This is a genomic window from Bradyrhizobium sp. 154 (assembly GCF_023073875.1).
Classification (GTDB): Bacteria; Pseudomonadota; Alphaproteobacteria; order Rhizobiales; family Xanthobacteraceae; genus Bradyrhizobium.
In genome coordinates this window covers 1-1,199 of the sequence record NZ_JADPKG010000111.1, presented here as the reverse complement: position 1 = coordinate 1,199, position 1,199 = coordinate 1, and the positions used below count along the sequence as shown (strand labels likewise).

General features: G+C 61.4%; 1 protein-coding gene. It reads left to right on the top strand.

All coding sequences use genetic code 11. The annotated features are described in order from the left end of the window. Nucleotides 1-96 precede the first annotated feature (96 nt). On the top strand, nucleotides 97-1,194 hold the full coding sequence (locus IVA92_RS27180) for an ISAs1 family transposase (protein ID WP_247275788.1): 1,098 nt from the start codon (nucleotides 97-99) through the stop codon (nucleotides 1,192-1,194). Nucleotides 1,195-1,199 lie beyond the last annotated feature (5 nt).

Sequence of the window (1,199 nt, the reverse complement as noted above, 5' to 3'; positions counted from 1 at the left end):
GGGCAGGGGAATCGCATGTGAGCGTTCTCTGTAAGGCATTGCGAATTGGGCAGAAATCGATTCTGAAGGTGGCTCCTGAGTTGGAAGGAGCGGCCGATGGATCGATTCTCGGAGTGCTTCGAAGATCTGCCCGACCCGCGGGCGGACAATGCGCTGCATGATCTGACAGAGCTTTTGTTCATTGCGCTGATGGCGACGTTGTGCGGAGCGACGAGTTGCACAGACATGGCGCTGTTTGCACGGCTGAAGGCCTATCTTTGGCAGGACGTGCTGGTGCTCAAGCATGGGCTGCCGAGCCACGACACGTTCAGTCGTGTGTTCCGCATGCTCGATCCAAAGGCGTTCGAGACGGCGTTCCGGCGCTTTATGGAAGCCTTCGCCGAAGGCGCGAAGATCGCACGGCCGCAAGGCGTGATCGCCCTGGATGGCAAGGCGCTGCGGCGTGGCTACGAGCGCGGCAAAAGCCACATGCCGCCGGTCATGGTGACGGCGTGGGCGGCTCAGACACGCATGGCACTGGCCAATGTTCTGGCGCCGAACAACAACGAAGCCGCCGGTGCCTTGCAATTGCTCGAACTTCTGCAACTCAAGGGGTGCATCGTGACGGCCGATGCGCTGCACTGTCATCGCGAAATGGCCAAGCAGATCGTGGCGCGGGGCGGCGATTACGTGCTGGCGGTCAAGGACAACCAACCCGCTCTGCTGGCCGACGCCAAGGCGGCGATTGCTGCAGCGGCGCGCAAGGGCAAGAAGCCGGTTACGACCACCGATGCAGACCATGGGCGCAAGGAAAAGCGCAGTGCGCTTGTCGTGCCGGTCAAGGACATGGAGAAGACGCACAACTTCCCTGGCCTCACAGCCGTCGCGCGGATCCGCAGCAAGCGCGGCAAGGATAAAACCGTCGAGCGCTACTTCCTGATGAGCCAAAATTACAGCCGCACGGAGGTTCTGCGCATCGTTCGCACCCATTGGACCATCGAAAATGGCCTGCACTGGCCGCTCGACGTCATCCTCGACGAGGATCTGGCCCGCAACCGCAAAGACAACGGCCCGGCCAACCTTGCCGTACTCAGAAGACTTGCCCTCAACGTGGCCAGGGCTCACCCTGACACCACCATCTCCTTGCGCCTCAAGCTCAAGCGCGCCGGGTGGAACGATGCCTTTCTTTTTGAGCTCCTCGGCCACATGCGATAGCCCTG

Excerpts from the sequence above, each read along its gene's own strand:
- IVA92_RS27180 (WP_247275788.1), top strand. The coding sequence starts at position 97 with ATGGATCGATTCTCGGAGTGCTTCGAAGATCTGCCCGACCCGCGGGCG.